The organism is Massilia sp. DD77 (genome assembly GCF_036961685.1).
GTDB lineage: Bacteria > Pseudomonadota > Gammaproteobacteria > Burkholderiales > Burkholderiaceae_D > Telluria.
Genome location: NZ_JBAMDH010000002.1, coordinates 98,966 through 124,624 on the forward strand (window position 1 = coordinate 98,966; position 25,659 = coordinate 124,624).

Annotated in this window: 17 protein-coding genes; 5 read left to right on the forward strand and 12 right to left on the reverse strand. The window is 65.1% G+C overall.

Going from position 1 to position 25,659, the window contains the following annotated elements; genetic code table 11:
* Window positions 1–5: 5 nt before the first annotated feature.
* Genes V7778_RS01555 through V7778_RS01565 form a run of 3 tightly spaced genes read right to left on the reverse strand, consistent with a single transcriptional unit; the run spans window position 6 to window position 3,179 of the window.
* Entirely contained in the window at window positions 6–1,520 is a 1,515-nt protein-coding gene (locus V7778_RS01555; protein WP_335551600.1) for an ATP-binding protein, read from the reverse strand.
* Window positions 1,517–2,518 (reverse strand): hypothetical protein, encoded by a 1,002-nt coding sequence (locus tag V7778_RS01560; RefSeq protein WP_335551601.1) that lies wholly within the window; start codon window positions 2,516–2,518, stop codon window positions 1,517–1,519. The genes V7778_RS01555 and V7778_RS01560 overlap by 4 nt, the downstream gene beginning before the upstream one ends.
* 7 nt (window positions 2,519–2,525) lie before the next feature.
* A complete protein-coding gene (locus tag V7778_RS01565; RefSeq protein ID WP_335551602.1) occupies window positions 2,526–3,179 on the reverse strand; it encodes a response regulator transcription factor in 654 nt (217 codons plus the stop codon).
* A 420-nt stretch (window positions 3,180–3,599) separates the two neighbouring features.
* Here V7778_RS01565 and V7778_RS01570 point away from each other — a divergent pair, with 420 nt between their 5' ends.
* From V7778_RS01570 to V7778_RS01580, 3 genes are all read left to right on the forward strand, one after another.
* Window positions 3,600–4,160 (forward strand): energy transducer TonB, encoded by a 561-nt coding sequence (locus V7778_RS01570; RefSeq protein WP_335551603.1) that lies wholly within the window; start codon window positions 3,600–3,602, stop codon window positions 4,158–4,160.
* A 117-nt stretch (window positions 4,161–4,277) separates the two neighbouring features.
* Window positions 4,278–6,620, forward strand: coding sequence for a M28 family peptidase (locus V7778_RS01575; protein WP_335551604.1), 2,343 nt, complete (start codon window positions 4,278–4,280; stop codon window positions 6,618–6,620).
* Between the two features lie 83 nt (window positions 6,621–6,703).
* A complete protein-coding gene (locus tag V7778_RS01580) occupies window positions 6,704–8,347 on the forward strand; it encodes a M28 family peptidase (RefSeq protein ID WP_335551605.1) in 1,644 nt (547 codons plus the stop codon).
* Window positions 8,348–8,407: 60 nt separating this feature from the next.
* Here V7778_RS01580 and V7778_RS01585 read toward each other — a convergent pair whose 3' ends face one another.
* The 7 genes from V7778_RS01585 to V7778_RS01615 form a co-directional block, all read right to left on the reverse strand.
* Window positions 8,408–9,109 carry a LamG-like jellyroll fold domain-containing protein gene (locus tag V7778_RS01585; protein ID WP_335551606.1) on the reverse strand — a complete coding sequence of 234 codons (702 nt, stop codon included), beginning with the start codon at window positions 9,107–9,109 and terminating at the stop codon, window positions 8,408–8,410.
* Between the two features lie 56 nt (window positions 9,110–9,165).
* Window positions 9,166–9,687 (reverse strand): superoxide dismutase [Cu-Zn] SodC, encoded by a 522-nt coding sequence (gene sodC, locus V7778_RS01590; protein WP_335551607.1) that lies wholly within the window; start codon window positions 9,685–9,687, stop codon window positions 9,166–9,168.
* A 156-nt stretch (window positions 9,688–9,843) separates the two neighbouring features.
* Entirely contained in the window at window positions 9,844–10,851 is a 1,008-nt protein-coding gene (locus V7778_RS01595) for a helix-turn-helix transcriptional regulator (protein ID WP_335551608.1), read from the reverse strand.
* Window positions 10,852–10,878: 27 nt separating this feature from the next.
* Window positions 10,879–13,578, reverse strand: coding sequence for an ATP-binding protein (locus V7778_RS01600; RefSeq protein WP_335551609.1), 2,700 nt, complete (start codon window positions 13,576–13,578; stop codon window positions 10,879–10,881).
* A gap of 192 nt (window positions 13,579–13,770) precedes the next feature.
* Entirely contained in the window at window positions 13,771–14,340 is a 570-nt protein-coding gene (locus V7778_RS01605) for a cysteine hydrolase family protein (protein ID WP_335551610.1), read from the reverse strand.
* A gap of 2 nt (window positions 14,341–14,342) precedes the next feature.
* Complete coding sequence (locus V7778_RS01610; RefSeq protein ID WP_335551611.1) at window positions 14,343–14,867, reverse strand: GNAT family N-acetyltransferase; 525 nt, start codon at window positions 14,865–14,867, stop codon at window positions 14,343–14,345.
* Complete coding sequence (locus tag V7778_RS01615; protein ID WP_335551612.1) at window positions 14,864–15,445, reverse strand: helix-turn-helix domain-containing protein; 582 nt, start codon at window positions 15,443–15,445, stop codon at window positions 14,864–14,866. The genes V7778_RS01610 and V7778_RS01615 overlap by 4 nt, the downstream gene beginning before the upstream one ends.
* A gap of 201 nt (window positions 15,446–15,646) precedes the next feature.
* Here V7778_RS01615 and V7778_RS25095 point away from each other — a divergent pair, with 201 nt between their 5' ends.
* Both V7778_RS25095 and V7778_RS01620 read left to right on the forward strand, forming a co-directional pair.
* Window positions 15,647–16,066 (forward strand): penicillin-insensitive murein endopeptidase, encoded by a 420-nt coding sequence (locus V7778_RS25095; protein ID WP_442920681.1) that lies wholly within the window; start codon window positions 15,647–15,649, stop codon window positions 16,064–16,066.
* 6 nt (window positions 16,067–16,072) lie between these two features.
* Window positions 16,073–16,447, forward strand: a complete 375-nt coding sequence (locus V7778_RS01620) for a hypothetical protein (RefSeq protein WP_335551613.1) — start codon at window positions 16,073–16,075, stop codon at window positions 16,445–16,447.
* A 538-nt stretch (window positions 16,448–16,985) separates the two neighbouring features.
* On the opposite strand, the gene rpoC is transcribed toward V7778_RS01620, so the two are convergent.
* A complete protein-coding gene (rpoC, locus tag V7778_RS01625) occupies window positions 16,986–21,233 on the reverse strand; it encodes a DNA-directed RNA polymerase subunit beta' (RefSeq protein WP_335551614.1) in 4,248 nt (1,415 codons plus the stop codon).
* Between the two features lie 216 nt (window positions 21,234–21,449).
* A complete protein-coding gene (gene rpoB / locus V7778_RS01630; RefSeq protein WP_335551615.1) occupies window positions 21,450–25,559 on the reverse strand; it encodes a DNA-directed RNA polymerase subunit beta in 4,110 nt (1,369 codons plus the stop codon).
* Between the last annotated feature and the right edge of the window lie 100 nt (window positions 25,560–25,659).

Genomic DNA, 25,659 nt, shown 5'->3' on the forward strand with positions numbered 1-25,659 from the left:
TCAAGCTAGGATGTTAAGGATTGCGCCAGGGTCACCGGCGCCTCCAGGGGCAGGGAAATCGCGACGTCGGTCCCGTCGCCGGGCGCGGAGCGCACCTCGAACACGCCCTGCAGCGCGTAGACCCGCTCGCGCATGCCGATGATGCCGATGCCTTCCGAGGCGCTGGCGACGTCGAAGCCGTGGCCGTCGTCCACCACGCGAATGCGCAGCTTGCCCTTGGCTTCGTCGAGCAGCAGGCTGACGTGGGCCGAGCGCGCGCCCGAGTGCTTCATCACGTTGGACAGGGCTTCCTGCACGATGCGGTAGGCCGAGATCGCGAGCTCGTTGGGCAGTCGCGCGAAGTCGCCCTCGCTGTGCAGGTCGAAGCGGCAGCCGGAGGTGGAATCGTAGTGGCGCACCATCTCTTCCACCGCGCCGTGCAGGCCGAGCATGTCCAGCACCTCGGGGCGCAGGCGGCGCACCAGGCGGCGGCCGTTGGCGTACAGGTCGAGCGCGAGCTTGGTGATGGCCTCGGACTTGCGCTTGATCTCGTCCACTTCCTGTCCCGGCGGGGCCTTGACGGCCAGCGCGCCGATGGCCTGGGCCTCGAGGCGCGCGGCGATCAGGGACGCGTTCAGTTCGTCGTGGATCTCGACCGCGATGCTCTTGCGCTCGTCCTCGATGATCGAGTTGACCTTCTGGATCAGCTTGCGCTTGTCGGCGTCGGCGCGCACCGCCTCGTTGCGCGAGGCCAGCAGGTCGCGGGTGCGCTCGGCCACCTTGTTCTCGAGGTCGCGCTTGGATTCGTCCAGCGCCAGCGACATGTCGCCGATCGAGGACTGCAGCTCGCCGATCTCGCCGCCGGTGGTCACCGGCAGGTTGACGCGGTAGTTGCCGCCGCGGATGGAGCGCAGCGCGCCGATCGCCTCGCGCAGCGGCACCGTGAGCGAGCGCGCCAGCACCCAGGCCAGCACGCCGGAGGCGGCCAGCGCCAGCGCGGCGATGGTCAGCTCGACGCGAAAGCGCGCCGCCTGCTTGTCCATCATGTTCGCCGGCGACATCGTCACCCGCACCCAGCCCACCACCTCGGTGGTCAGGGTCGGCGGGCGCGACACGCTGGAGGCCGAGACGTGCGGCGTGCCGTTGTCCGAGAACAGGTTGATCCACACCACCTGCTTGCGGATCGGCGCCTCGTAGTAATGGGGCTGGGCGTCGCGCGCGGCTTCGGACACCACGCGCACCGCGGCGCGGCCGCTGGCGTCGATCACGTCGATGCGGTAGATGCTCATGTCGGACTGCACCAGGCCGTTGATGGTCAGGCGCAGGTCGGACAGGTTGCCCGAGATGACGTTGTATTCGCTGGTCTCGGCCAGCGCGCGCGACAGGATGCGGCCGCGCTCGGCCAGTTCCTCGGCCACCTGGGCGCGGTGCGCGTACCAGGAGTACCAGACGAAGGAGGTGAACAGGAACACCACGGGCAGCATGGTGATGAAGGCCATGCGCCGGCCGATACCCCAGCCGCGCCAGAAACGCAGCTTCATCGCGCCACCGCCACACCGGATGCCGCCCGCGACGGCACGCTCGAAGGCGCATTCGCGGCCGCGTTTTGCGCTGGGGCGAGCACGGCGCCGGGCGCGGGACGCGCGAAGTGGCGCGCGGTCTCGGTCACGCGCAGGTCGAGCGACTTGGCCACGCCCTCGTTGATCATGGTGCGGAAGTAGCGCGGGAATTGCGGTGGCGCCAGCTCGCCCGTGATCACGAAGGCGGCGGCGATTTCCGCCACCTGGGTGTTGATGTCCTCGATCTCGGAATAGGTGCTGGCCAGCGCCCCGACCTTGACCATGTCGGCCGAGAAGCCGATCACGCCCTGCTTGCGGCGGTAGGTCGAGAGCAGGATGTTGCGCACGCTTTCGGTGTTGTAGACCGCGCTGTCGGGCATCGCCAGCAGCACTTCGGAGCGCGTCATGCGGTTGAGCGTGTGGTTGATGTCGTCGCCGGAGTCGAAGTGCTGGATCTCGACTTCGCCGTCGAGCACCGGGCGCAGGAAGGCGGTATCGGGGCTGAGGATGGCGCCGATGCGCGGCTGGCGCCCGTAGAGCAGCGCGGCCAGGCGCAGCTGGTCGGCCGGCGCCGGCTCGGCATACACGGCGGTGAGCGACATGGCGCGGTTGCGCGGCTGGCGCGAGGTCACCGCATGCCACACCTGGCTCGAGGTATAGGCCGAGATCACCACGCAGTCGCAGCGGCGCGCCACGGCGTCGCGCAATGCGGTGGGGCCGATCGCCACGTACAGCATGCGGCGGCGCTGGGCCAGCTCGGTGCGGAAGGCGGCGAAGGTGGGCACCAGGCGCTTGTACAGGTCTTCCGCGATGCGGCGCGTGACCTCGGTGTCGTCGCCGGTGACGATCTGGAAGCGGAAACCGCTGGCTTCCGGGTCGCGGTACTGGTCAGCCGTGGACTGGGAGAAGGCAGGCGCACAGGCGGCGGCCAGCGCCAGCGCGCCGAACGCCAGCCTGGCCTGCCGCAGGATGCGCTTCATCGCGGGCTCAGGGTTCGATCAGGCCGTGCTTCACGGCCAGCAGGGTGATGCTGGCCTGGCGGTGCACGCCCAGCTTTTCCTTGATCGACTGGCTGATGTTGCTGATCGTCTTGGTCGACAGGTCGAGCTTTTCGGCGATCTCGGCGTTGGTCATGCCTTCGGCCATCAGCTTGAAGATCTCCAGCCCGCGTTCGTCGAGCTGGGACTGGGGCGTCACTTCGCCGCGCACCGCCATGCTGGCCAGGCGGGCCGCGATCTGCGGCAGGAAGTACAGCTTGCCTTCGCGCGCATAGCGCACTGCGGTGGCAAGGTCGGCCGGGTCACAATCCTTGGTAACGAAGGCGTGGGCTCCCATGCGGTAAGTTTCCTTGATCAAACTATCCTGATCAAACTGACTGAGGAAAACGATTTTTGCCTGGGGATCATTTTTGAGAATGGTCTGGGCCGCATCCAGGCCGGTCAGTTCGGTGCCGAAGCGCATGTCGAGCACGGCGACGTCCGGACGCTCGGCGGCGTACAGCGCAGTCGCTTCATTCGGCGTCTTGGCCTGCCCCACCACTTGCATCCCTGCCGCTTCGAGCGACATGGCAAAGCCGGTCATGACGATCGGATGATCGTCGGCAAGCATGACACGGATGGGTTTGCTGTTCTGTGTTGCCATCTTCTCTCCGGGCTATCGCAGCCGCTGACATCTACCTACCAAACAGTGGCACCCGGACTTACCACCACCCGGAAGGGCCAATGTGACAAATGGATTATTCCATACAACGCCCCGGCGCGCGAGAGGCCATAGCTGTCTAGACGAGCAAGCGCAACAGTTCCTCATCTCACATCTGGTAACGATTTTGCTAACTAATCGCTTTACACATTGCTAGGACCTAGCATATATTGATTCCAACAGATGTAGTTTTTGTCTTCCTTCGAGGTAACACAAGCTCAGCCAAGCGGTCAGCCGGGCGCTTTAAGAAAAGGAGAATGTCATGCATTTCTCTCACCTGAACGATGGAACGGGCGGCAAGGCGGGCCGGGTGGCCCTGGTCGCGGGACTGCACGTGCTGGTGGCGATGGGGTCATCCAGACGATGAACTCGAAAACCATCTCGCTGCCGGCGATGGTCGAAGACAAGCTGGTCTGGATCAAGCCCGACATTCCGCCGCCGTCCCCGCCGCCGGAACCGCCCAAGCCGCAGGCCAAGGTGGCGCCGCCGGAAATCGTGGTGCCCAAGGTGGAAGTGGCCGAGGTCGAGCCCCCGCCGGAACCGACCGTGAGCGCCACCACGGAAGCCCAGCCGCAGCCGGCGGAACCGATGCAGTCCGCGCCCAGCGACGCGCCGCCGGCCGAGCCCTCGGCCGACAGCGGCCAGATGCGCAGCGCCGTGCTGGCCGACGCCAACGGCTGCGCCAAGCCGGACTACCCGGTGCGCGCCGCGCGCAACGGCGAGACCGGCACCGTGACCCTGGCCCTGATGGTCGGCGCCGACGGCCGGGTCCAGGATTCGCGCATCCAGAGTTCGAGCGGTTCGCGCGAGCTGGACCGCGCCGCCGTCAACGCGCTGTCGCTGTGCCAGTTCAAGCCGGCCATGAACAACGGCGTCGCCGAAGCCGGCTGGGCGCAGCTGGCCTATGTCTGGACCCTGCAGTAGCAATACCGGTTTTCCCCTCTTGCCCGCCCTACTTCTCCCAGTTCGGCGGGCTTTTTTTTGTTTACAGACAGGCCAGCAAGGCCTGCGGGAGCACAACAACAATAAGGAGAGAGAAGCATGGAAGGCACCGTTCCCCCCGTCGTACCCTCAGCCATTCCCTCGGTCGTGCCGCTGTCACGCCTGGCCCGGGCCAGGCCGCTGGCAGGGCTGCTGCCCAGCCTGGCCGCCTGCCTGGCGCTGGCCATCCTGGCATGGATCGCCCTGGCGCCCGTGCCGATCCCGGCGCCGGTGCTGCCTGAGCCCGCGCGCTGGCAGGCGCGCGCCATGGAGCACGTGACGGCGCTGAGCGTGGCGCCGCGTCCGATCGCCACCGCGGCCAACGGCCGGGCGCGCGACTACATCCTCGAGCAGCTGCGCGCCATGGGCTACGCGCCCGAGATCCAGCGCACCACGGTGCGCCGGTCGGTGCTCCAGTTCGGCGTCCACACCAGCATCGGCGTGGTGAACAACATCGTGCTGCGCATTCCCGGCCACCGGCAGGACCGGTTGCGCCGGCCCGCCCTGCTGCTCACCGCCCATTACGACAGCGGCGCCGCCACCCTCGGCGCGGCGCGCGCGGCGGCGCCGGTGGCGGCGCTGCTGGAAACCGCGCGCGCGCTGCGCCGCGAGGGGCCCAGCGCCAACGACATCGTCCTGCTGTTCGCCGACGGCGAGCACGTGGGCGGGCTCGGGGCCAAGGGATTCGTCGATCAGCATCCGCTGTCCAGGCACATCGGCCTGGCCCTGCGCTTCGACAGCGCGGGCAGCGGCGGTCCCTTGCGCCTGTTCGCGGCCAGCGGCGCCGGCAAGGACGCGCTGCGCGGCTGGGCGCGCGCCACGCCCGACGTGGGAGGCACCTCCCTGGCGGCGGCGCTGATGCCGCCCATGCCCCAGCACCCGGATATCGGGCCGCTGGCGGAACTGGACGCGCCGGTGCTGCTGTTCGCGAACACGGAAAAACGCTTCGACCGGGAGCGCGCCAACGACGTGCCCGCAAGGCTGGAGCACGCCACCCTGCTGCACATGGGAGACGCCATGCTGCGCCTGACGCGCGAGTTCGGCGACGCGACGCTGGCGCGCGGCCGCCATCCCGGCCACGCCTGGTTTGCGCTGCCCGGCCTGGGACCGGTGCACCACTCGCCCGACTTGGCCTGGGGCGCGGCGCGGGTGGCGCTCCTGCTGCTGCTGGGCGCCTGCGTGCTCTCCTTCCGCCAGCTGGGCGCGGTCCCGGCGGTGCAGGGACTGTTCGGGGCCGCGCTGCTGCTGGTGGCGGCGCGTACCGCCGTCTGGTGGCAGCGCGAATCCTTGTGGGCGGCGGCGCTGGCGGACGACCACAACGCGGCGCTGGCCGCCGGCGCGTTTGTTGCGATCGGGTTCCTGGCCGCCCTGCTGCTGGTGCGGCGCGTGGCGGGCCAGGCGGCCGCGGTGCTGGGGCCGATGGCCTGGGCGCTGGCGGCGCTGGTCCTGTTGCTGTCCCTGCGGCCCGGCGCCGGCTACCTGTACGCCTGGCCGCTGCTGGGGATGCTCGCAGCCTACCTGGTGCTGGCTTCGAGCTGGGCGCCGGCCAGGGTGCCGGCGGTGCGCGCGCTGGTGCTGCTGGCCGGGCTGGCGCCCGCCGCGCTCCTGCTGCCGCCCGGGCTGCGCGAAGTCTGGACGAGCTTGGCGCCGCACGGCCTGTACGTGGCGGCCGTGCTGGTCGCGCTGCCGATGCTGTGCTTCGCCGCGCCGCTGCTGATGCTGCGCGCGCCGCATGCGCTCACCGCCGCGCTTGCGCTGGCGCTGGCGCTGGGCTTTGCGCTGCCGCGCACCACGGCCGCGCCTACGCCCGCCGAATCCACGCCGCCGCCCAACCGGCTCACCTATCTCAAGGACATGAACACCTGGCGCGCCTACTGGCTGATGCCGCCGCAGCCGCTCGATGCCTGGACCAGGCAGGTGTTCCCGGACCAGCGCGAGCCGGCCATCTACGTCGACGCCTTCGGCTGGAACAGCCCGCGCCAATGGCATGCGGTGGCGCCGCGCGACGATGCCTTGTCCTTCCCGGAAACCTATCTCTTGCGCAGCACCGTGATGCGCAATGGGGAGGGCCGGGTGCGCTACGGGCGCTTCACGGTGCGCTCGAAGAACAAGGCGCCCCACATCGAGATGTGGGTATCCGGCACCAAGCCGCTGCGCTCGCGCCTGGACGGACGCCCGCTGACCAGCACGGAAGGCCCGTGGTGGGTATCGCTGTACGGCATGGAAGACCGCACCATGGAGTTCGAGATCGAGGCCAAGCCGGAAGACATCTTCGCGGTGACGGTGGAGGAGCGTATCCCGGGGCTGCCGGAACACCTGCTGCCGCCGCGCCCCGTCGATGCGCCGCCGCTGCTGCCGGATACGGGGACCACGGTGTCGAAAGACATCCTGCGGTTTTACTAGGCGCTGGCATACAATGTCCGCGCACGCGCTGGCGTGCGTGCACATCACGGTAAATACACAACCCACTTCCGCAGCAGGATTCCATGCACAAGATCGTCTCCTCCGTTGTCCTCACCGCCCTGGCGGGCAGCCTGGCACTGGCCTACCCGGCCCACGCAGCCGCAAACAAGCAAGCTGCCTCGCAAGCCACCGTCAAGGAAGCGCCGCTGCGCGCGCACCTGGCCTTCCTCGCCTCCGATGCCGTCGAAGGACGCGGCACCGGCCAGCGCGGCGGCGAACTGACCGTCACCTATCTCGAGACCCAGGCGCTTGCCGCCGGCCTGAAGCCCGCCAACGGCGCCAGCTTCCGCCAGCCGGTCAAGATCGCCGGCGTGCGCGCCCTGCCGCAGCAGAGCAATGTCGGCATCGTGGCCGGCGGCCAGGCGCTGCCGCTGCAGTTCGGCGCAGACTGGGTCTGGGGTCCGGGCGACGCCAAGGCCGACCACGCGCTGGACGCGGAGATGGTCTTCGTCGGCTACGGCATCAGCGCCGCCGAGGAAGGCTGGGACGACTTCAAGGGCCTGGACGCCAAGGGCAAGGTCCTGGTGATGATGGTGAACGACCCGGCCCCGACCGCGGCCGAGCCCAAGCGCTTCAACGGCGCCGGCCTGACCTACTACGGCCGCTGGACCTACAAGCTCGAGGAAGCGGCGCGCCAGGGCGCGGCCGGCGTCCTGCTGATCCACACCGACGCCTCGGCCTCCTACGGCTGGAGCGTGGTGCAGAACAGCTGGGCCAACGCCGAGCGCTTCCAGCTGGCCGAGGGCGAGCTGGGCGCGGGCTTCGAAGGCTGGATGACCGACGCCACCGCGCGCAAGCTGTTCGCGGCAAGCGGCCAGGACCTGGACAAGCTGCGCGCCGCCGCGGAAGACAAGAACTTCAAGCCGGTGGTGCTGAACGCCCGCGTCAAGGGCGAGGCGCGCGCCGCGGTGCGCACCCTGAACGAGTTCAACGTGGCCGGCGTGGTGCCCGGCACCGACCCCAAGCTCAAGGACGAAGTCGTGATCTACAGCGCGCACTGGGACCACATGGGCAAGCAAGGGGAGCAAGGCGACACCATCTTCAACGGCGCCGTCGACAACGCCTCCGGCACGGCCGCCCTGCTGGCGATGGCGCAGGAAGCCGTGCGCAACCCGGCCAAGCGCAGCCAGATGTTCCTGTGGGTCGCGGCCGAAGAACAGGGCCTGCTGGGCAGCGCCGCCTACGCCAGCAAGCCGCTGTGGCCGATCGAGAAGACCGCCGCCAACCTGAACCTGGACAGCCTGAACTTCGTGGGCCTGGCCAAGGACGTCAACGTGCCGGGCAGCGAGCGCACCGACCTGGGCGCGATGGCCGCCGCCACCGCCAAGACCATGGGCCTGCAGATCGCCCCGGCCAAGCCCGACCTGGCCGGCGGCTACTTCCGCAGCGACCACTTCAGCTTCGCCAAGGCCGGCGTGCCGGCCTTCTCGGTGGGCGCGGGACACAGCTGGGTGAAGGATGTGGAAGCGAACGACGCCAAGCAGAAGGCCTACCGCGCGCGTTACCACCAGGTGTCGGACGAGTATGATCCGAGCTGGGACCTGGCGGGGATGGTGCAGCAGGCGCAGTTCACGCTGAACCTGGGACGCGCCGTTGCCGATGCGCCGAAGATGCCGGCGTGGAAGGCGGGGGATGCGTTCGGGAAGGCGCGGACGGCCGCCAAGTAAGCGCCGCCAACGACAAAGCCCGGCTCCATGGCCGGGCTTTTTTTTGGAGAGCCTGAACGATCAGGCGCGCTTGCGGCGGCGGACCATCCAGCCCAGCATCGCCAGGCTGCCCGCCATCATGCCGAGCGAGCCCGGTTCCGGCAGCTCGGTGACGGGCGGCTGCAGCAGCTTGACGTCGGCGCCGCTCATGCTGTGGTTGTAGATGCTGATGTAGTCGACCGCGCCGCGCCCCGCTTCGCCGCCGTTGTCGCGGAAGAAGTGCATGGCGTTCGCCGTGAAGTCGGCCACGTTGTCCTTGTCGAGGATGCTCATCACCAGGTCGCCGTTCTTGTACAGGTTGAACATCTTGCCGCTGTCGCGGGTGATGGTCAGGCGGGTGTCCTTGCCCAGTTCGAGCTTGCCGGCCGAGGTGCCGTAGTTGTAGAGGTTGAACTTGTCGGTCCAGGTGTACAGGCCGGTGTCGTCCGCCAGGTTCCGGAAGTCGAGCAGGCGTGTATAGCTGTTGAAGGCGTTGAAGGCGTCGAAACGGAAGACCATGTCGATCGTGTAGACGCCGCCCAGCTTCTCGTCCAGGCGCAGGCCCTGGTTGGGGCCGAACGCGTAGCCGCTTGCGCCCAGCTTGCCGTCGGCGTGCGCGACCAGGGACTTGCCGCCCTGGCTGTCGGCCAGCGAGCCGTTCAGGTCGTAGTGGTGGATCAGGGATGCACGGCTGTCGAAGGCCACGAACAGCAGGGCCGTCGCCATCAGCTTGTGAAATTTCATTTCAAAAATACCTTATAGGTGAAATTTTCTTTCATCCCTGATCGTCCAGGGATGGACTAGTGAATCACTCCGCAGGCCATGCGGCCTCCCCCGCCGCCCAGCGGCGCCGGGTGGTCGGCATGGTTGTCGCCGCCGGCATGGACCATCAAGGCCTTGCCCTTGACGTCGGCCAGCTTCAGCCGCGGCGCCAGGACCGGATTGGTGGCATTGCCCTTGTCGTCGACGGTGAGGCCCGGCAAATCGCCCAGGTGGCCATCGCCCCACGGCGTGCCGTGGCGCTTGCTGCCGCTCGGGTCGAGGTGGCCGCCGGCGGCGCCCGCGGGCACCGTCTTGCCATCCTTCTGGTTGGCGGCGCAGCTGCCGTTCTCGTGCACGTGGAAACCGTGCAGGCCGGGCGGCAGCTTGGACAGCTGGGGCGTGAACACCAGGCCGTACTTGGTCTCGCTGATGGTCACGGTACCGACCTCGGCGCCTTCGCCCTTGTCGCTTGCCATCTTCAGCGTGACCTTCATGTCGGCGGCGTTGGCGCTCGCGCATACGGCGCCCAGCAGGACCGCACCCATCCATCGAATGTTCATACATCCTCCTCGAAGAGATTCATAGAGATAATAAAAAGCCAATGAAGTGTAGACCATCCCCACGGGTGGGGGGTGTTCTGGAAGAGGGAGTGGTGGGGGGTTTTACAACGGTGCAAAGCGGGCGGAACCGTAGCATGGACGGCTCCGCCGTCCACCTTACATCCTGGACACCGTGGGGCGGAGAATCGCGAGCAGGCCAGCCTCGGAGGTACACCCGAACTTCTCGTACACCGCCTTGACGCAATCGCGCAGCACGGCGTCGCTGACGTCCATGCGCGAGCGCGCGGCTTCGCGGCCGCCGCCCAGGCCCATCCAGAACGCCACTTCCATCTGCTGCGGCGACAGCTCGACGCTGCCGAGCGCGCGCCAGATCCGTAGCGGCATCGGCACCACGTACTTGAGGAAGATGCCGACCGTGCGGTGATGCAGTACGTCCTGGCTGCCGGAACTCATCCACTGCGCGCGCGCTTCCAGCACGCCGCCGGCCAGGTCGAGCGTGCCGGCCGGCAGGCGCCATGGATAGCGCTCGCCGTGCACCACCGACTCCACCAGCCGCAGGCAGAACGGCGGCAGGGTGCGGCGGTCGAACACCTGCTGCTCCTGCGAGGCCAGCAGGTCGAGCAGCGCGCCGGCCGAATCACTCAGGAACAGGATGTCGCCGCCCAGGGTGGCCAGCAGCATGGCCTCGTCCTCGATGGTGCCGGACATGCCGGCGCCGGCACTGTCGGCATTGCGCAGCGCATAGTCAAAATAGTTGGCGACGCGGCCCAGGTCTTCCTCGTCGTCCCGGTCGAAGGCGGGCCCTTCCTCGCGCAGCAGGGTGACGGTGCCGAAGGGCGCGGCGCTGCTTCCCAGCTGCACTTCCAGCACGTGGGATGCGCGGGCGCGCGCCTGGGCCTGGGACACACCCGGCGCGACAACGCCGAAGTTGGCCGCGTCGCCGTAGAAGTAGCCATTGGGCGGGGGCAGCACGCCCAGCACGGTGGCTTCCTGCATGTCCTCGTCCGCTGCGCGCGGCGCGTGCAGGAACAGCTGGGACGCGCTGTTGGGAATCAGTTCGCGCACCAGCTCCAGGGCGTCGGGAATGATCGTCATCAGGTGCAGGCCGCCGGAACACAGGATCCGGAGCCGCGCCCACTGGCGGCTGTTCTTCTTTCGGGACACGAATCAGGCTAAAGTGATGTCAGGATTTCAATATTGCGGAGTTGCCGCAACATTGTCAACTGGCATCATCAAACCTGTCTCATCCTTGCCAAGCGTCGCGCCGCGCACCGGCAGCTGGGCCAGGATGTCGGACAGCGCGCGGATCTCGACCGGCTTCACCAGGTGATGGTCGAAACCGGCCTGCTTCGACAGGTCGCGGTCGCGCGCCTGGCCGTAGCCGGTGAGCGCGATGAAGCTGGCGTCCGGATGGTCGCGGCGCAGGCGGCGCGCCAGCTCGTAGCCGGTGATGTCGGGCAGGCCGATGTCGAGGATGAAGGCCTCGGTGCCGGCCAGCTCGGTCGACGCCAGGGTGCGCACCGCGTCCTCGAACACCTTGACCGTGTGGCCCTGGGCGCGCAGCAGCACGGCGAGCGACTGCACCGCGTCGGCATTGTCGTCGACGATGGTCAGCACGCGCGGCACCCCGCTTCCCGGCGCGTGGCGGATGCGCCCCGGTCCGTGCAGCACGGCGGCGTCGGCCAGCGGCAGCAGCACCGATACCGAGGCGCCCGTGTTCGGGCCATCGCTGTGCGCCTGCACCTGGCCCGCATGCATCTGGACGATGCTCTTGACCAGCGCCAGGCCGATACCCAGCCCGCCCTGCGAGCGGTCGGGCGCGCGCTCCCCCTGGGTGAACAGGTCGAATACGTGGGGCAGCAGCTGGGTGTCGATGCCGCTGCCGTTGTCGATGACGGTGACGCGCGCTTCTTCCTTCCCCGCCTCGAGGCGCAGCTGGATGCTGCCGCCGGCCTGGGTGTACTTGGCCGCGTTATTCAGCAGGTTGACCAGCACCTGCACCAGGCGCGTGCGGTCGCCCGCCACCACCACCGGCCGGGCCGGCGCCTCCACGCTCAGGGTGTGGGCCTTGGCCTCGATGTGCGGGCGCGCCTGCTCGACGGCGGCGCGCACCACGGCGTTCAGGTCGAGCGATTCGAGTTCGAGCTTGACCAGGCCGCGGGTGACGCGCGAGACGTCCAGCAGGTCGTCCACCAGCTCCGTCATGTGGCGCACCTGGCGCGAGATGATGCTGGTCGCCTTCAGGCGCAGGTTCTCGTCCACGCTCGGCATCTTGAGCAGCTGGGCCGCGTTGGTGATCGGCGCGAGCGGATTGCGCAGCTCGTGCGCCAGCATGGCCAGGAACTCGTCCTTCATCTTGTTGTGGCGCTCGGCCTCGGCGCGCGCGGCGCGCTCGCTGGCCAGGATGCCTTCGCGCTCACGCGCGGAACGCTGGGCCAGCTCGTACAGGCGCGCATTGTCGATCGCCACCGCGGCCTGCGCCACGAAGCCCGTGATCATCTTCTCGGTGCGCTCGTCGAAGCGGTTCGGCTGCGAATGGCCGAAGAACAGGCCGCCCAGCACTTCGCCCGAGCGCGAGATGACGGAGGCCGCCAGGTAGCTGACCACCGGCAGGTGGCCCTTCGGCATGCCGTGGTGCGGCCCCATCTGCCCGTAGCGCGGATCCTTGCGGATGTCGCCGCTGCGGATCGGCGGACCGCCGCGGAAGGTGGGGCCGAACACGGCGGTCGGGCGCGGCTGGCCCAGTTTTTCGAAGGCTTCGCGCGGCGCGCCGCTGAGCGTATACAGCAGATAGGCTTCTCCCTGCTCGTTGCGGCCGTTGTAGAAGAAGGAGCCGAATTCGGCACCGGTCAGTTCGGTGGCGGCGTCGGTGACCGACTGCAGCAAGGTGTCCAGGTCGAGGGTGGACGCCAGCACGTTGCCGGCGCGGTTGAGCAGCTCGAGCAGGCGGGTCTCTTCGCGCAGCGCCTCCTCGGCGCGGATGCGGCGCAGCGCTTCCCAGGTGCGGCGCGCCAGGTCTTCGGCCAGGGTGCGCTCGTCGTCGGTCCAGCGGTAGGCGTGGTCCTTGTACAGGAAGCCGGCGCCGACCAGCTTGTTGCCGTCCTTGAGCGGAATGACGATCACCGAATGGATGCCCAGGCCCAGGCATTGCGGCGCCACCGCGCCACAGGCCGGGTCGCTGGCGACGTCGACCGTGCAGATCGTGGTGCCGGCCTGGAGCTGTTCCAGCTGCGCGCCGGTGAGCAGGCCGAGCGGCAGGGTGGCCAGGGCGCCGCCGGTGGCGACGCCGTCCTTCCACTCCTCCTTGACCTGCATGGTGTGCGCTACCTCGTCGATCTCGACGTAGGAGACCTTCGAGCCGAGGAAGTATTCGCTGGTCAGGCGGATGGTCGCCTTCAGCATCGGATCGAATTCGGTCTCGCGCCGCAAGGTGTCGGCCAGCTTGAGCTGGAAGGCGTGGCGGCGTTCGCCCATCACCGCCTTGGTGGTGTCGACGAAGGTGACCAGGATGCCCTCGGGCTTGCCGGTGTCGCCGTAGACGGGGCTGTACGAATAATTGAAGTAAACGGTTTCGTCGTAGCCGAAGCGGTTGATGGTCAGCGAAAAGCCTTCGGAGCCGATCGGTTCCCCTTCCCGCACCTTGCCCCACATCGGGCCGATGGTCGGCCAGATCTCGGACCAGGTGACGCGCGCATCGTTACCCAGCGCGTCGACGTGCTTGTCGCCGAGGATGGGACGGTAGGCGTCGTTGAAGAACTGGGTATAGCTGTCGCCCCAGGCCAGGTAGGCCGGCAGGCGCATGTCGAGCAGGGTGCGGACCGCATTCTTGAGGCTTTGCGGCCAGGTGGCGACGGGACCGAGGGGCGTGGTCTCCCAGGCGTGGGAACGCATCTGCCGCTCCATGTCGGACATGGACGCAAGGCTCGTGGCGGCGTCGTAGGGCCAGGGCATCGTGCTCGAAGTGGACAGAAAGACCAGACTGTTAAATTTTTGATCTCCGCATCATAGCAGCCCTATCCGGAACGGGTCGTACTGCTGGGGAAAACGCGTGATCAAAACAACAGTACGGTCTTAGCCCCGTATTTACGCCGCAGCGCCGTGCCTCAGGCCAGCCAGCACGTCGCCCGTATCGACGATGGCCGCGTACTCGCCATCCAGGTTGGCGAGGGACATGGCGTGGACTTCATCGGCCGTGCGCCGGGCGCCGGCGTGGTCGCGTGTGGCGAAGGCGAAGCTGGCGTCGGCGACGACGGTCGTCCTGAAACCCAGGTTGCCGGCGGAGCGGGCGCTGTCTTCGACCGAGATGTTGGTGCTGACCCCGGTGATGACCAGGTCCGCGATCCCGCGCACGCGCAGCCAGCGTTCGAGGCCGGTATTGATGAAGGCGTCGGGGACGTTTTTCTCCACCACGTGTTCGCCGGCGCGCGGCGCGAAGGCCGGCTGGAAGGCGGCACCGGGCTGGCCGGGGGCGAAGCCGGAGGATGGATTGCGCGAGATGTGGCGGACGTGGACCACCGTGCCCTGGTGTTCGCGCCAGGCCGCGAGCAGGCTGGCGATGTTGGTTTCGGCTTGCGGGTTGTTGCGCGGGCCGGCGTCCGGGCTGGCCATGCAGTTCTGCATGTCGATGATGAGCAGGGTCGGGAAGGTGGTCATGGTCAGAGCTGCTTGTAATAGTAAGTGGTCGCGCACAGGGCGCCATCGGGCATCAAGGCATAGTTTGGCACGACGCCGACGCGCTGCCAGCCTAGTCGTTCGTACAGGCGCTCGGCATCGGGACTCGCCGTGTCCAGCACCAGCACGGTGCGCTGCTGGCGCCTGGCTTCCTCTTCGATGGCCAGCATCAGCTGCCGCCCTACCCCGCTCTTGCGCGCCTGGCGGTGCACGAGCAGCTTGGCGATATCGGCGCGGTGGGGCTGGTTGTCGGGCATGGCGGTGATCAATTGGACGGTGCCGACGATGGTTCCGTCTTCATCTTCCGCCACCAGCAGGGTGCGTTCGCCGCGCCCGATACCGTCGAAGACACCCTGCCAGAAGCTGCGCGCCTTGCTGCGCTCCAGGGGCAGCATGAAGCTGACAGAGGCGCCGCCTTCGACGCAATCGAGCAGGAGGTTGGTGAGGCCGTCGATGCAGTCGCCGGCTTCGGCTGCTTCCAGGCGGCGGATGGCGAGCGTGCTTGTCATGCGCTTCTCCTGGGTGGCTTGTAGGGCTGGCTGACCAGCGCGACCAGATAGCGCGCCGGCTTTGTCGTGGGGTTGTGATAGCTGATCGGCTGGTCGAGGTGCATGGCGAGGCAGTCGCCTGCGGAGAGCGTCCAGTGCGATTCGCCGACCGTGACCTCGATCATGCCTTCGATCAGCCAGACCTGCTGGTGGACGTCGACGTCACGGGCGGCGGTGTCGTAGGCGACGCGCCGGCCGGGTGGGAAGCTGACTTCGACCAGCTGGATGGGGGAGTCGATGAGTGGGGACAGGTTGCGGCGGATGTAGCCGGAACCGGGATCGGTCCATATTGGCTGGTCCGCTGCACGAGAAACGGGGACGGGCGTCTCGACTGGCTGCTCGAACAGTGAAGCGACAGTCACACCCAAGGCGGCGCTGAGTTTATCCAGCACAGTCGCGGTAGCGCTGCTCTCGCCGCGCTCGATCAGTGAGATATTGGAGCGGCTGACACCACTACGGTCTGCCAACGCAGCCAGAGACAAGTTCTGGAGGTCGCGCAACTGGCGAACTCGGTTAGCAATAACAGAATTGATGTCCATCCATCCATTATAATGGATATGTTTGTCTTGTAAACTGGATTACCCTGCTCATAGTCGACGCAAGATCGTGTGATATGAAGTCACAATTGTTGCGTCATCTCAGCATTCAAACAGCTCTTATGGCAAGAATCAGCCTCGAATTCTTCACTGGAGAGGCTGCTGACAACTGTTCCGATCAAGGACAATCGCGGCTTTTTTGTCCTGCCCCAAGGTTTCGAAGGTGGTGGTTATTACACATACGGAACGCCTACTTATGGGCGCAGCCAATATGCCCATCCGCGCATGCTGACAGTCATTCAATGGGTCGCAACCAGATGGTGCCAAGTTGACTCACGAAAATTCGGCATTGGGAACATTAGCCTGGCTGAGGGTGTCGACCATCCTGACCATAAATCCCATGAAAGTGGGCTGGAGGTGGATATTCGGCTTTTACGCAAAGATGGGAGAGAGATCGGCTGTACGCTCTTCGACGCCCAGTATGATCGTGAAGGAACGGCGAAGCTCATCGGTTTATTCTATCAGCATCCCATGGTGGGACTAGTGGCCTTCAACGACAGGCAGATTCCTCGAGTACGGCCAGTCAGAGGGCACGATAACCACTTCCACGTAGAGGTACGCTAAGGGGCAATGATGAAGACAATCTGGATCACTCTCGTGTTTGCTTGCGCAGCGGCGGCCTTACCTAGTCACGCGGATGAACTAGGACCGCACAAAAAACTTACCGGGGTCTACCGTGTCTATGGCGGCGGTCTTGGAGATCCATCCGTCCCGACTCCGCAAGACAAAAAGGTCATGTTCTCCATCAGCGGAGCCGCTGCAAAAGAGATATTTAACGCCATTGGACCAGACAAGAAAGATATCTGTACAGAAGGCAGCTCGACGCGAGTCCGGAGCAAAGATGATGGAAATCTCTCCTGTCTTCGGTCGGCAAAAGGCGAGTACAGCTGCAATTTTGGATTCGATCTTGTGAGCGGAAAAAGCATCGGCGGGATCGTCTGCTAGACAGGAGGATCAGAAGGTGTGTATTTTCGTGAGCAGCCAAGACGACTTCTCCTCAACACCATGATCCTCGGCCTGCACGTGCGTACGATACTAACGCTAGCCGCTTTCCTCGTTCTCTGGCCCACTATCACGCTTGCTGAAGTAAGCGATAAGGAGCCAGAGCCGAATCTGGTGTGGACTGTCGGCTTGGCAGCAGCATGTCTATGCCTGATTGCAGCGCGCATACGGCCACGGCTGGGAGTCATGGTCTTTGCACCAGCGGCACTTTGGTTCCTGATCCTCTTTTGGGAGCTCCACGCTCCTGACGTCGCTCCTCATCTGCGACTCGAACAGGGCAATAGCTACTTTTGGCATGCTTACGCAGCCTTTGCGGCCATTCCATGCGGGTTCATTCTCGGCTGCTTCTGGCGTAAGCGGAGATCATCGTGACATTGCTCGCCAATTACCCAGATGCCTTCACATCATCGCTGATGAATAGGTGAGTCGGAAATAAAAAAACGGCGCCCGAGGGCGCCGTTTTCATGAGCAGCGAAGACGATTACTCGCCATCGCCATGATGCTGTTCGGCCGAAGCCGCGGCAGTCTGCTGGTCTTCCATCGCCTGCAGTTCGGCAGCCATGTTGGCCTTCTCCTGCTGCAGCAGCGCCTGGCGCTCTTCCGCTTCCCACACTTCCTTCTCTTTGCGGGCGCGGTGGAATGCCAGACCGGTACCGCCCGGGATCAGGCGGCCGACGATCACGTTTTCCTTCAGGCCGCGCAGACCGTCGCGCTTGCCCATGATCGCGGCTTCGGTCAACACGCGGGTGGTTTCCTGGAACGATGCGGCCGAGATGAACGAGTCGGTCGACAGCGATGCCTTGGTAATACCCAGCAGCACGTTTTCGTACTGTGCCGGCAGCTTGCCGACGGCGTTGACCTTGTCGTTCTCTTCCAGCAGTTCCGAACGCTCGACCTGCTCGCCGACGATGTAGTCGGTGTCGCCTGCCTCGGTGATCTGGACACGGCGCAGCATCTGGCGAACGATCACCTCGATGTGCTTGTCGTTGATCTTCACGCCCTGCAGACGGTACACGTCCTGCACTTCGTCGACGATGTAGCGGGCCAGCGCTTCGATACCCAGCAGGCGCAGGATGTCTTGCGGATCGGCCGGGCCGTCCACGATCATCTCGCCCTTGTTCACCACCTGGCCGTCGTGCACCAGCACTTGCTTGTCCTTGGTAATCAGGAACTCGTGCTTGTTGCCGTCCATGTCGGTGATTTCCAGACGCTGCTTGCCCTTGGTCTCCTTACCGAAGGCGACGGTACCGGTGACTTCCGCCAGCATGCCCGCATCCTTCGGCGAACGTGCTTCGAACAGTTCGGCAACGCGCGGCAGACCACCGGTAATGTCACGGGTCTTCTGCGATTCGGTCGGGATACGTGCAAGCACTTCACCCACCGACACTTGCTGGCCGTCCTTCACCATGATCAGCGCGCCGACCTGGAAGCCGATCGTCACGGCGTGTTCGGTGCCGGCGATCTTCACTTCCTGGCCTTCGTCGTTCAGCAGCTTGACCTGCGGACGCAGGACCTTGCCCGAACCACGGCGCTTCGGATCGATCGCCACCAGGGTCGACAGGCCGGTCACTTCGTCCACCTGGCGAGCGACGGTGACGCCCTCTTCCACGTTTTCGAACTTGATCGTACCGGCGTACTCGGTAATGATCGGACGGGTCAGCGGATCCCAGGTCGCCAGGGCCACGCCGGCTTTCACCGTCATGCCATCCTTGACGATCAGGGTCGCGCCGTACGGCACCTTGTGGCGCTCGCGCTCACGGCCGTGGTCGTCGGTGATCAGGACTTCGCCCGAACGCGAGATGACGATCTGCGCGCCCTTGCCGTTGGTGACGTAACGCATGGTCGCGGTGAAGCGGACCGTGCCGTTCGACTTGGCTTCGACCGACGAGGCCACTGCCGCACGCGATGCCGCACCACCGATGTGGAAGGTACGCATGGTCAGCTGGGTACCGGGCTCACCGATCGACTGCGCCGCCACCACACCGACTGCTTCGCCGCTGTTGACCAGCATGCCGCGGCCCAGGTCGCGGCCGTAGCACTTGGCGCACAGGCCGAAGCGGGTGTCGCAGTTCAGCGGGGTGCGGACCTTCACTTCGTCGATGCCGAGGCGTTCGATCTCTTCGACCATGTCTTCGTCCAGCAGGGTGCCGGCTTCGAACACGGTTTCCTGGGTTTCCGGATTGACGACGTCCTGGCCGGTCACGCGGCCGAGGATACGGTCGCGCAGGGCTTCGATGACTTCACCGCCTTCGACCATCGCCTTCATGTGCGTGCCGTTGTTGGTGCCGCAATCGTCCTCGATCACCACCAGGTCCTGGGTCACGTCGACGAGTCGACGGGTCAGGTAACCCGAGTTCGCGGTCTTCAGTGCCGTATCCGCCAGACCTTTACGAGCGCCGTGGGTCGAGATGAAGTACTGGAGAACGTTCAGGCCTTCGCGGAAGTTCGCGGTAATCGGCGTCTCGATAATCGAGCCGTCCGGCTTGGCCATCAGGCCTCGCATACCGGCCAGCTGGCGGATCTGGGCTGCCGAACCACGGGCGCCCGAGTCGGCCATCATGTAAATCGCGTTGAACGATTCCTGGGTGCCTTCGGTGCCGTCACGCTTGGTGACCGGTTCCACTTTCAGCTGGTCCATCATCGCCTTGCCGACTTCGTCCGAGGTCTTGCCCCAGATGTCGACGACCTTGTTGTAACGCTCGCCGGCGGTGACCAGACCCGAGGCGTACTGCTGCTCGATCTGCTTCACTTCCGCTTCGGCGGTCGCGATCATGCCCTTCTTGACGTCCGGGATCAGCATGTCGTCGACGGCGATCGAGATGCCGGCGCGGGTCGCCAGGCGGAAGCCCGACTGCATCAGCTTGTCCGCGAAGACGACGGTCGCACGCAGGCCGCACTTGCGGAACGACGTGTTGATCAGCTTCGAGATCTCTTTCTTCTTCAGCGCGCGGTTCAGCACCGAGAACGGCAGGCCCTTCGGCAGGATCTCCGACAGGATCGCACGGCCGACGGTGGTCTCGTAGCGGGTCAGGGTCTGCTCGAATTCGCCATTGGCGTTCTTCGGGAACTCGACGATACGCACGGTGATGCGGGTCGCCAGTTCGACTTCCTTGTTGTCGTACGCGCGGATGACTTCCGACACGTCCGGGAACATCATGCCTTCGCCCTTGGCGTTGATCGCCTCGCGCGACGCGTAGTACAGGCCCAGCACGATATCCTGGGACGGCACGATCGACGGTTCGCCGTTCGACGGGAACAGGATGTTGTTCGAGGCCAGCATCAGGGTGCGGGCTTCCATCTGCGCTTCGATCGACAGCGGGACGTGGACTGCCATCTGGTCACCGTCGAAGTCGGCGTTGAACGCCGCGCAGACCAGCGGGTGCAGCTGGATCGCCTTGCCTTCGATCAGGACCGGCTCGAACGCCTGGATACCGAGACGGTGCAGGGTCGGCGCACGGTTCAGCATGACCGGGTGCTCTTTGATGACCTCTTCCAGGATGTCCCAAACCACCGGTTCCTGGATCTCGACCAGCTTCTTGGCCGCCTTGATGGTGGTCGCGAGACCCATCAGTTCGAGCTTGTTGAAGATGAAGGGCTTGAACAGTTCCAGGGCCATCAGCTTCGGCAGGCCGCACTGGTGCAGTTTCAGCTGCGGACCCACCACGATGACCGAACGGCCCGAGTAGTCGACGCGCTTACCCAGCAGGTTTTGACGGAAACGGCCGCCCTTACCCTTGATCATTTCAGCCAGCGACTTCAGCGGACGCTTGTTGGCGCCGGTCATCGCCTTGCCGCGACGGCCGTTGTCCAGCAGCGAGTCGACCGCTTCCTGCAGCATGCGCTTTTCGTTACGCGTAATGATTTCCGGCGCGCGCAGTTCCATCAGGCGCTTCAGGCGGTTATTACGGTTGATGACGCGGCGGTACAGGTCGTTCAGGTCGGAGGTCGCGAAACGGCCGCCATCCAGCGGGACGAGCGGACGCAGCTCCGGCGGCAGGACCGGGAGCACTTCCATGATCATCCACTCAGGCTTGATGCCCGAGCGCTGGAACGCCTCGAGCACTTTCAGGCGCTTGGCGTATTTCTTGATCTTGGCTTCGGATTTCGATTCCTTCAGCTCCACGCGCAGGGCTTCGGCATCGCGGTGGATGTCGATCGAGCGCAGCAGCTCACGGATGCCTTCGGCGCCCATGAATGCGGTGAAGTCGTCGCCGTACTCTTCGTACTTGGCGGCGTAGTCGTCTTCCGACATGATCTGGCACTTCTTCAGCGGGGTCATGCCAGGATCGGTCACGACGTATGCTTCGAAGTACAGCACGCGTTCGATATCGCGCAGGGTCATGTCCAGGACCATGCCCAGACGCGACGGCAACGATTTCAGGAACCAGATGTGGGCGACCGGCGAAGCCAGTTCGATGTGGCCCATGCGCTCGCGGCGCACCTTGGCCAGGGTCACTTCCACGCCGCACTTTTCGCAGATCACGCCGCGGTGCTTCAGGCGCTTGTACTTGCCGCACAGGCACTCGTAGTCCTTGATCGGGCCAAAGATCTTGGCGCAGAACAGGCCGTCGCGTTCAGGCTTGAAGGTACGGTAGTTGATGGTCTCCGGCTTCTTGACTTCGCCGAACGACCACGAACGGATTTTCTCGGGCGACGCCAGGCCGATCTTGATGGCGTCGAAGCTTTCGTTTTGCTGAACTTGCTTGAATAGATCGAGCAGTGCTTTCATTTATCACTCCAGGTGATTGAATTCTTTACGTACTACTTACCGCCAGCTTCTCACCGATTTTCGCCGGTGCTTGCCTGGCCCACCATCCTTAAAACCGTCATCCCCGCGCAGGCGGGGATCCAAGTTTTCGGCTATTCACCGACATTAGGCTCCCGCCTGCGCGGGAGCGACGTTGTAAGGTCGCAGGCCACGCCCGAAGGCTGGCGGCCGTGCTGATTAGTTGCGCTCGAGGTCGATGTCGATACCCAGCGAACGGATTTCCTTCACCAGCACGTTGAACGATTCCGGCATGCCGGCGTCGATCACGTGATCGCCCTTGACCAGGTTCTCGTACACCTTGGTACGGCCGTTCACATCGTCCGACTTCACAGTCAGCATTTCCTGCAGCACGTACGATGCGCCGTAAGCTTCCAGTGCCCACACCTCCATCTCACCGAAGCGCTGGCCGCCGAACTGGGCTTTACCGCCCAGCGGCTGCTGCGTCACCAGCGAGTACGGACCGGTCGAACGGGCGTGCATCTTGTCGTCGACCAGGTGGTGCAGCTTCAGCATGTGCATGAAGCCGACGGTGACCTTGCGCTCGAAAGCTTCGCCGGTGCGGCCGTCGAACATCGTGACCTGGTTCTTCGACGGGGTCATGCCCAGGTGGGCGGCGATCTCGTCCGGGAAGGCCAGGTCCAGCATGCGGCGGATTTCTTCTTCGTGCGCACCGTCGAACACCGGGGTCGCGAACGGCACGCCGTTCTTGAGGTTCTTCGCCAGGGTCAGGATCTCTTCATCGCTGAAGCTGTCCAGGTCTTCCTTGCGGCCGGTTTCGTTGTAGATCTTGCCCAGGAAGCCGCGGATCTCTTCGGCCTTGGCTTGCGCCTTCAGCATGTCGCCGATACGCAGGCCCAGGCCCTTCGCTGCCCAGCCGAGGTGGGTTTCGAGGATCTGGCCGACGTTCATACGCGACGGGACGCCCAGCGGGTTCAGCACGACGTCGGCCGGGGTACCATCGGCCATGAACGGCATGTCTTCCACCGGCACGATACGCGAGACCACACCCTTGTTACCGTGGCGGCCCGCCATCTTGTCGCCCGACTGCAGGCGGCGCTTGACGGCCAGGTAGACCTTGACCATCTTCTGCACGCCAGGCTGCAGCTCGTCGCCTTGCGTAAGCTTCTTGCGCTTTTCTTCGAAGGCCAGGTCGAACTGGTGGCGCTTCTCGTTGATCGATTCCTTGATCGCTTCCAGGGCGTTCGCGGTGTCGTCGTCCGCCGGACGGATGTCGAACCAGTGGAACTTGTCCAGGTCGGCCAGGTAGTCGGCGGTGATTTCAGCGCCTTTTGCCAGCTTCTTCGGACCGCCGTTGACGACCTTGCCGATCAGCATACGTTCCAGACGCTGGAAGGCGTCGCCTTCCACGATGCGCATCTGGTCGTTCAGGTCCAGGCGGTAGCGCTTCAGCTCGTCGTCGATGATCTGCTGGGCGCGCTTGTCGCGCTGGATGCCTTCGCGGGTGAACACTTGCACGTCGATGACGGTGCCGACCATGCCCGAAGGCACGCGCAGCGAGGTGTCTTTAACATCCGACGCCTTTTCACCGAAGATTGCGCGCAGCAGCTTCTCTTCGGGGGTCAGCTGGGTCTCGCCCTTCGGGGTGACCTTACCGACCAGCACGTCGCCGGCTTGCACTTCGGCGCCGATGTAGACGATGCCCGACTCGTCCAGGCGAGCCAGCTGGTTCTCGGCCAGGTTCGAGATGTCGCGGGTGATTTCTTCCGCGCCCAGCTTGGTGTCGCGAGCGACCACCGACAGCTCTTCGATGTGGATCGAGGTGTAGCGGTCGTCCTTGACCACGTTTTCCGAGATCAGGATCGAGTCTTCGAAGTTCAGGCCGTTCCACGGCATGAAGGCCACCAGCATGTTCTGGCCCAGTGCCAGTTCGCCCAGGTCGGTCGATGCGCCGTCGGCGATCACGTCGCCACGGGCCACGCGGTCGCCCACTTGCACGATCGGACGCTGGTTGATGTTGGTGTTCTGGTTCGAACGGGTGTACTTGATCAGGTTGTAGATGTCCACGCCGACTTCGCCAGCTTGCGCTTCGTCGTCGTTCACGCGGATCACCACACGGCCGGCGTCGATGTAGTCGACCACGCCGCCGCGCAGGGCCTGCACGGTGGTGCCCGAGTCGACCGCGACGGTGCGCTCGATGCCGGTACCGACGAAGGCTTTTTCCGGACGCAGGCAAGGCACGGCCTGGCGCTGCATGTTGGCGCCCATCAGTGCACGGTTCGCGTCATCGTGCTCGAGGAACGGGATCAGCGAGGCTGCAACCGACACGATCTGGCCCGGGGCCACGTCCATGTACTGGATGCGTTCCGGCGAGACCAGGATGGTTTCGCCGGCTTCACGGGCCGACACCAGTTCGTCGATCAGCTGGCCTTCTTCATTGATCATGGCGTTTGCCTGAGCAATGATGTAGCGGCCTTCTTCGATCGCCGACAGGTATTCGATCTTGTCGGTGACCTTCGAACCGTCGACCTTGCGGTACGGGGTTTCCAGGAAGCCGTATTCGTTCAGGCGGGCGTACAGTGCCAGCGAGTTGATCAGGCCGATGTTCGGGCCTTCAGGCGTTTCGATCGGGCACACGCGGCCGTAGTGGGTCGGGTGCACGTCGCGCACCTCGAAGCCGGCGCGTTCGCGGGTCAGGCCGCCCGGGCCCAGGGCCGAGACGCGGCGCTTGTGGGTGACTTCCGACAGCGGGTTGGTCTGGTCCATGAACTGCGACAGCTGCGACGAACCGAAGAACTCGCGGATCGCGGCCGAGATCGGCTTGCTGTTGATCAGGTCGTGCGGCATCAGGTTGTCCGCTTCGGCCTGGCCGAGGCGTTCCTTGACGGCGCGCTCGACGCGCACCAGGCCGGCGCGGAACTGGTTTTCGGCCAGTTCGCCCACGCAACGCACGCGGCGGTTGCCCAGGTGATCGATGTCGTCGACTTCGCCGCGGCCATTGCGCAGCTCGACCAGGATCTTGATCACGGCCAGGATGTCGTCGTTCGACAGGGTCATGTCGCCGGTCAGTTCGTCACGGCCGATGCGGCGGTTGAACTTCATGCGGCCGACAGCCGACAGGTCGTAGCGTTCCGGGCTGTAGAACAGGCCGTTGAACAGGGCTTCCACCGATTCTTCGGTCGGCGGCTCGCCAGGACGCATCATGCGGTAGATCGCCACGCGGGCGGCGGTCTGGTCGGCGGTGTCGTCGGTGCGCAGGGTCTGCGAGATGTAGGCGCCCTGGTCCAGGTCGTTCGTGTAGAGCGTCTGGATGTCGGTCACGCTGGCGTCGCGCAGCTTGCCCAGCAGTTCGTCGGTCAGCTCGTCGTTGGCGACGGCGATGATCTCGCCGGTGTCCTGGTCGACGATGTTACGTGCCAGCACGCGGCCCAGCAGGTAGTCTTCCGGCACCGAGATCGACTTGATGCCGGCGGCTTCGATGTCGCGCACATGCTTGGCATTGATGCGCTTGTCCTTGGTCACGATGGTCTTGCCCGACTTCGGATCGACGATGTCGAAGCGCGCGACTTCGCCGCGCAGGCGTTCGGACACGAACTCCAGCTCGCCGCCTTCGTTGCGGAGGGTGAAGTTGTCGAAGACGAAGAAGTTCGCCAGGATCTGCTCCGGCGTCATGCCGATGGCCTTCAGCAGGATCGTCACCGGCATCTTGCGGCGGCGGTCGACGCGGAAGAACAGGATGTCCTTCGGGTCGAACTCGAAGTCCAGCCACGAGCCGCGGTAAGGAATGATACGTGCCGAGAACAGCAGCTTGCCTGACGAGTGGGTCTTGCCGCGGTCGTGTTCGAAGAACACGCCCGGCGAACGGTGCAGCTGCGAGACGATGACACGCTCGGTGCCGTTGATCACGAAGGAGCCGTTGGTGGTCATCAGGGGCAGTTCGCCCATGTAGACTTCCTGCTCTTTCATTTCCTTGACGACCGGCTTGGTCGGCGATTCCTTGTCCAGGATCACCAGACGCACCTTGGCGCGCAGCGGCGACGCGAAGGTCAGGCCACGCTGTTGGCACTCTTTCACGTCAAACGCAGGGTCGCCCAGGACATAGGACAGGAATTCGAGGCGAGCGAAACCGTTGTGCGACACGATCGGGAAGATCGAGGTGAAGGCCGACTGCAGGCCTTCGTTCTTCCGGATGGAGGGGACGGAGTCTGCTTGCAGGAAGTTCTCGTAGGATTCCAGCTGGGTAGCCAGCAGGTAGGGAACGTTGTGAACGTTGGCGCGCTTCGCGAACGACTTGCGAATGCGCTTCTTCTCAGTAAATGAGTAGTGCATGGACACTCCGTGAGTGACAGAAAGGATGAGAATTCAGGAATTGCTAGTGGTTGCCGTACGACACTAAAACCACACGCAAGGCCTGAAGCCTCGAACTTTC